Source organism: Pseudomonas sp. 05T35 (assembly GCF_056396605.1).
The window spans coordinates 1-5,934 of the sequence record NZ_JBFTLU010000506.1 but is presented as its reverse complement, the minus strand read 5'-3'; the positions used below and the strand labels follow the sequence as shown (position 1 = coordinate 5,934).

The 5,934-nt window shown below is 55.3% G+C and carries 8 protein-coding genes and 1 pseudogene; 6 read left to right on the top strand and 3 right to left on the bottom strand.

Annotation, left to right across the window (positions count from 1 at the left end):
• Nucleotides 1-189 precede the first annotated feature (189 nt).
• Complete coding sequence (locus tag AC1DH9_RS26175) at nucleotides 190-723, top strand: PBECR2 nuclease fold domain-containing protein (RefSeq protein WP_427546352.1); 534 nt, start codon at nucleotides 190-192, stop codon at nucleotides 721-723.
• A gap of 435 nt (nucleotides 724-1,158) precedes the next feature.
• Here the strand turns inward: AC1DH9_RS26175 and AC1DH9_RS26170 are convergent, their stop codons facing one another.
• Together AC1DH9_RS26170 and AC1DH9_RS26165 are read right to left on the bottom strand one after the other, a co-directional pair.
• Nucleotides 1,159-1,440: a DUF3077 domain-containing protein gene (locus tag AC1DH9_RS26170; protein WP_145016713.1), complete on the bottom strand. Its 282-nt coding sequence runs from the start codon at nucleotides 1,438-1,440 to the stop codon at nucleotides 1,159-1,161.
• 421 nt (nucleotides 1,441-1,861) lie between these two features.
• Nucleotides 1,862-2,851 (bottom strand): Abi family protein, encoded by a 990-nt coding sequence (locus tag AC1DH9_RS26165; protein ID WP_427546349.1) that lies wholly within the window; start codon nucleotides 2,849-2,851, stop codon nucleotides 1,862-1,864.
• Nucleotides 2,852-3,158: 307 nt separating this feature from the next.
• On the opposite strand from AC1DH9_RS26165, the gene AC1DH9_RS26160 reads away from it, so the two are divergent.
• From AC1DH9_RS26160 to AC1DH9_RS26140, 5 genes and pseudogenes are all read left to right on the top strand, one after another.
• Complete coding sequence (locus AC1DH9_RS26160) at nucleotides 3,159-3,374, top strand: tautomerase family protein (protein WP_019691259.1); 216 nt, start codon at nucleotides 3,159-3,161, stop codon at nucleotides 3,372-3,374.
• On the top strand, nucleotides 3,371-4,027 hold the full coding sequence (locus AC1DH9_RS26155; RefSeq protein WP_477809069.1) for a DsbA family oxidoreductase: 657 nt from the start codon (nucleotides 3,371-3,373) through the stop codon (nucleotides 4,025-4,027). The genes AC1DH9_RS26160 and AC1DH9_RS26155 overlap by 4 nt, the downstream gene beginning before the upstream one ends.
• 41 nt (nucleotides 4,028-4,068) lie before the next feature.
• Nucleotides 4,069-4,500, top strand: a pseudogene (locus tag AC1DH9_RS26150) (SDR family oxidoreductase); the annotation flags it as partial.
• 205 nt (nucleotides 4,501-4,705) lie between these two features.
• Nucleotides 4,706-5,104 (top strand): carboxymuconolactone decarboxylase family protein, encoded by a 399-nt coding sequence (locus AC1DH9_RS26145; RefSeq protein WP_427546343.1) that lies wholly within the window; start codon nucleotides 4,706-4,708, stop codon nucleotides 5,102-5,104.
• A gap of 43 nt (nucleotides 5,105-5,147) precedes the next feature.
• On the top strand, nucleotides 5,148-5,393 hold the full coding sequence (locus AC1DH9_RS26140; protein WP_427546341.1) for a hypothetical protein: 246 nt from the start codon (nucleotides 5,148-5,150) through the stop codon (nucleotides 5,391-5,393).
• A 77-nt stretch (nucleotides 5,394-5,470) separates the two neighbouring features.
• Here the strand turns inward: AC1DH9_RS26140 and AC1DH9_RS26135 are convergent.
• Nucleotides 5,471-5,934, bottom strand: a 464-nt coding sequence (locus tag AC1DH9_RS26135) for a Crp/Fnr family transcriptional regulator (RefSeq protein WP_477809068.1), incomplete at its 5' end; no start/stop codon positions are given.

Here is a 5,934-nt window from a genome sequence, read left to right as displayed (position 1 = left end):
GATACAAGGCCGAAATGAGAAAGCCCCGACTGGTTCGGGGCTTTTTTTCGCCCCATGAAAAAAACGATATTTGATCAGCAGCGCCCTTCACGAGTGTCGGACGTCTCTCCAAGGAAAAGGAGATCCGGCTGATTTCCATCGACTACTCAACTGGCTGAAATATCGATTGATGCCTAGAGAGATGGTCGAATGAATGTGCAGGGAGTGAAGGAAACTCCAGACCAGGAAAACTGGAAGGACCTTGGCTTACCTGATATTCGAGATATTACGGTGTCCCTTGCGGTTCGCTCAGTGCAGGAACTACCTGGCGCTATCGATTTCGATACTGCTCTGGAGCAGGTAGCGTTGAGTTTTGGATTGCAGGAAGGGGTTGACGCTGTGTTGATCGAAACGCCGTATGTTCCGGTGACGGTTCGGCGTCAGTATCTTTCACACATTGTAGAAAAACGCCCAAACGCTCGAGAACGTTTCACCGGATTTGCTGTGGACACGATGCGRAGTCCATTGGAAATTTGGCGGGTTTCCTACAACGACGGGTCTTATCGTCTCGCATTCATTGGCGCATACGACACAAAGTACCAGATGTTGGTGGTGATCCATGTTGAGCATGGACATGTCCTTTGGAACTTCATGAACTGCGATAAAAAGGCGTTGAACAAGCATCGACATGGGGAGCTGGTTTATCAGCGATACCTATTCCCCAAACAAAAAAAAGCAGCCTGATTAGGCTGCTTTTCTTGATGAGGTTGCTTGATATTGTGCTCCCTCAAGCAGGGGAGGAGAGGTCTCACCCGAGCGCTGATTTTCAGGCCATCAACGGGGTTCCTAACGCCGACTATCGCCACCTGAAGGCAGTCGGTTTCGCGCTCTCGGGTCGATTTTCTGCCACAGATGACGCATGTGTCAACCTGAAGGCGAGCCATGCGTCGGTGGTCATCAGAACCAGGAAACGGTATCCGATGTTTAACGATGAGATCCTTACAATGGAGTCTTGATGACAACCACTGGCGTGCGTACGCCCATCCGCTACGTCTGGAGCGCCAGCAGCCGTGAGATCTCGTTCGTGTTTGAAGTCAGCGAGGTCTGAGACGCACGCACGAAAAGCCCCGAATGATTCGGGTTTTTTTCTTGCGTGCGGATCAGGTTCGGGTCACGACGTTACTGGCTGCGGTTATTACCCGGCGCGCCCAGCACTTTCACCACGTCATCGATCACCGCCTTACTCATCTCCTGCAAATAGTGCGATGCCCAGGCATAGCGGTCCGTATTGCGCTCCATCGCCGCGTCTTCGGCCAGCAGTTTGGAAAGGTGGAGCAAGTCGGAAACGTGGGAGAGGGCTTCGCGGATCGGGACGCCACTGTTGACGCGGAAGAGGGGTTGGTCGGAATGGATGGAGAAGGGCGTGAGGCCGATGGTTTTGAGGTCTTGGGGGTTAGTCATTGGACACCTCCGAGATGTGGGGAGGCAAAGTGGGACCTTGAAGGTCGCCTGGCGCAGAATTTGGACGGACTGATCTTGTACATGGTCTAGCTCCTATTGTTGAGGAACTGCCACGAACCGTCGCCAAACGATTATGGGTGGCAGCTGTACGCAGGTTGGCGAACCGGGACAATAGGAACCCGGCAGACCCGAAAGTCTCCCGCGCACAGCCGCCATAACAGAAAAGTACGAGCGAAAAAAAACGCCAGCAATCGTAATGGTGGCGCCTGTGCGCCTATTGTAAATCGGGTCGCCAAACCCGTTCGCTGAATTTGCAGCGATGACGGGAGCCTAGCGTGCGGGCTGATAGTCTGCAAGCGTGGCGAAGTACTGGCCGAGGCTCGAGTGGACCTGCATCTGCGCGGCACAATCGCCTGATTCGTTACTCCAGGCGCCATTGCTGTTGACGTTTCCAATCACTTTGAAAACCCATGAGTCTCAAGTTTGCCGGCCCCTGCTGATCCATTATTTCGGCAAGACGAGGCTTCCACTGGCTGTCTGGGCTGATCAAGTCGGTTAGATAGGCCAGCATCGTCAAAACGATAAATAGCCGTTGTTTGGGCTGAGGTTGGTTGGCAGGCGCATTGAGGATGACCCATTCTTTGGGCAGGGAGGGCCGAATCGAGAGTTCTCGGTTCCATAACCGTGAATGGTGGGCGCAACAGTTTCGAATGAACGTCAGGGTGTGCAGCCAGGAGGCCAATACATCGAAGGGCAGATCAAATCTGGCGGCAATAGCTTTCTTATCGGCACTTTTGCCTATGGCATTGAAGAGGGTCGAGACCGTCCCAAGGCTGAGCTCTTCCAGGACCGCCCAAGCTGGCGGTAGCTCAGGATGAGCATAAGTCGCCCCGTAGTATCGGAAATAGTTATCACGCTTGCGGTTTTCGATCCGCTGTTGCTGGAGCCCATCGATCTGCCGACCTTTCGCAATGCGATCAATTTCACGTCCGAGTTTGTTGCGCTCCTTATTCAGTTGATCCCGCAGGGGGCGTAATAGCTCGGGATGCGAGTATGACGAGGAGAAGACTGATGCATCAGCTATCCAGTCAGGCCCGTATTTTGGGCACATGTGATTACTAATAGTTGCTCGCACGGCGACTTCGACACGCTCGATGGCATCCATGGTAATGCGCCGCAATGAGCCATCGAAGCGGTAGATGTCTACGACTGCTTTAAGGGTGCTACCGGGCTTGAAGGTGTGTTCGGAGCCCGGCTCTTGGAACGGGCGCATGTAGGGGCTCAGGCGAAACAGCGTGACTACTTCGAGGAAGCGCATGGCTCGGTCGTCGTTAGCGACGTGCAAGCCTCGTTGCTTTAGCAGTTCCAATTGCTGTTCTACGCTGAGGGCCGGCTTGTCAAAGGGCCTCATGTAGTTTTCTCCAGGCAAAAAAAACCCGCACGATTTGAGCTTGCTGACGGGGTCAACCTAGGCTTGGCGGGTGTGTTGGGGTGCATTATAGGTTGGYGGAGAGGGCCGTCAACGTTGTGCTGATGTGGAATTGTAACGGGTGGGTGTAGTGGTCAATGGTTTAGACATACCAAAGTCCCGCCCATATTAATTACATCACGTCACTAATGATGTGCTTGGACCCATCTTTATCCCACCAAGACAACGCCATACAGTCATCCCCACCGCCTACCCATCATCCCGAAGGGCAGGTCACTGGAGAGTCGTCATGCCTTTCGTCAGCGTACGCATTACCCGCGATGGCGTTACCTCGGAGCAGAAAGCTCAGGTGATCGCCGAAATCACTGAAACCCTGGAGCGGGTCCTCAACAAACGCCCGGACCTGACCCACATCGTGATCGAAGAAGTCGACACCGATAACTGGGGCTATGCCGGGATCACCACCACCCAGTACCGAAAACAACTGGCAGAGGGGCAGTCATGAGTCAGCCCGTCACCATCGATTTCATCTCCGATGTGGTGTGCCCGTGGTGCGCCTTGGGTGTGACGGCGCTGGAGCGGGCTATCGAGAACCTGGCCGGTGAAGTGTCGGTCAAGCTGACCTTCAAACCCTTCGAGTTGAACCCGGACATGCMGGCTGAAGGCGAAAACGCGGTCCAGCACTTGATGCGCAAATACGGGCGCAGCGCCGAGGACATCGCGGCCGGCAAAGCGATGCAGATCGCCCGTGGTCAAGCCATCGGTTTCACGTTCGATCTGGAGAAGCGCAGCCACTTCTACAACACCTTCGATGCTCACCGTCTGTTGTTCTGGGCATTGCAGGAAGGGCGGCAGATCGAACTGAAGAAAGGCTTGCTGCGCGCTTACTTCAGCGACGGCCAGAACCCGAGCGATCGCGAGACGCTGGTCCGCCTGGCGGCTGAAGCAGGTCTGGATGCGGCGCGTGCGCGTGAGGTGCTGGCGTCTGGAGCGTTTGCCACGGAGGTGCGTGAGCTGGAAGCGTTTTACCGAGATCACGGCATCAACTCGGTACCGGCCATGATCCTCAACGGTCGTCACCTGGTGTCCGGTTCGCAATCGGTCGAGTACTACGAACAGATGCTGAAGCAAATGGCGCAGGCCCCCGCTGAAGCCTGATTGATCACGTTTAAAACTCCATTATTTTGTAGAGGTTCATCATGAGCAATTCGAAAAAAGTCATTGTTATTACCGGCGCATCCCAAGGTCTCGGCGCAGGCATGGTCAAGGCCTTCCGTGATCTCGATTACCGGGTGGTTGCCACTTCGCGTTCGATCAAACCGTCCACCGACCCGGACATCCTCAGCGTGGCGGGCGACATCGGCGACCCGGCGATTGCCGAGCGGGTGATTCGTGAAGCGATCGCACGTTTTGGCCGTATCGACACTCTGGTCAACAATGCCGGGATCTTCGTCGCCAAGCCGTTCACCGCCTATACCCACGAAGACTACGCCGCGGTACTGTCGGTGAACCTGAATGGCTTCTTCTACATCACCCAACTCGCCATCGCCGAGATGGAAAAACAAGGCCGCGGCCACGTCGTCAACATCACCACCAGCCTGACAGACCACGCGGTCGACGGCGTGCCGTCGGGCTGCGGGGGTTTTGTTTGATAACTCCAAGCATTTAGTGGTCCGTCATTGCGCCAAAAAAGTCTAAATCCATCCTGTTGTTTCTACGATATTTAAGGATTCGTTGCTGGAGTTGTCCTGCTGCCGGCTCTGGCATGGCCGCCAGCGAACTAAACTAAGTTGTACCTCTGGTGCAGATGTCTCCAGAGAGGTAAGGAGGTGCCAAATGGCCATTCGTGATACCTATCGGGAAATTGAGCAGACCCTGGGTCAGGTACCGGAGTGGATCAAGCAGATGCCGGAAGGTGCAGCGAACGGATTCTGGGGCGTAGCCCGGGATTTCTGGCTGGCAGAAACCAGGATTCCTAACAAGTACAAGGAGTTGATCGGTCTGGCAGTGTCCGGGGCGACTCGTTGTAAGTATTGCGCCCTGTTCCATACCGAAGCCGCGCGCTTGTTTGGCGCGACTGACGAGGAAATTTCCGAAGCCAGCTTTATGGGGTCGCTGACCATGATGGGCAGCACCTTTATTAACGCCCAGCAGATCGACTACGAGCAGTTCCGGCAGGAAACGCTGAGTATCGTCCGGTATGTCAAAGAACACTCGCAACCCAAAGCCGCATAAGCCGTTGCGGGAACCCGCCCTTCGCCAATTGACGGAGGATAAGTTGATTGCAATCACCGGCGATGGTCCGAGGACCACCGCCCGGTGGCAAGCGGCAGTGATGCGAGCCATCAGCGAACTCATGCAATACAGCGACAGCGCCCGCGAAGAAAACCAGGACTTGCGTATTCCCTTCGCCAAAGCACTGCATGACCTCTATGCGGGACAGAAGAGCGACGCCGAATTGACGGAAATGGTGTTGCTGATGCTGGAGGTGGAAACCGCGCCTTTTCTTGGCAAGGGGGTCTAGGCGGGAGCGGCATCTGGGAACAATGATCTTTGAGGAGCGATGGGGGGCAGATCACTACAAACCGCCGTTATCCAGCCTTAAGCCAAAGGTGGCTTAACACTCCCAAGAAGTCGGTCGGTCTCTTTCTTGACCACGGCATAGCACTCACAACAAAGTTCCTCGAGCTTCGGCCGGTCCAGCACCGTGATGTGCCCTCGGCTGTACTCAATCACACCGAGCTTCTGTAATTTCCCAGCAGCGTCAGTGACGCCTTCTCGACGTACGCCAAGCATGTTGGCGATAAGCTCTTGGGTCATTGTCAGCTGATTGCTCGGCAAGCGGTCCAGAGACAGCAGAAGCCAACGACATAGCTGCTGGTCGATCGAGTGATGGCGGTTGCAGACCGCCGTTTGTGCCATTTGAGTGATCAGCGCCTGGGTGTAGCGCAGCAGCAGCTTCATCAGGTCTCCATGACGATTGAGCTCACTTTTCAGTTGCTGCCTCTTCAATCGGTATGCGTGGCCAGCGCTCTGCACAATGGCCCGGCTCGGTGTGCTGTCGC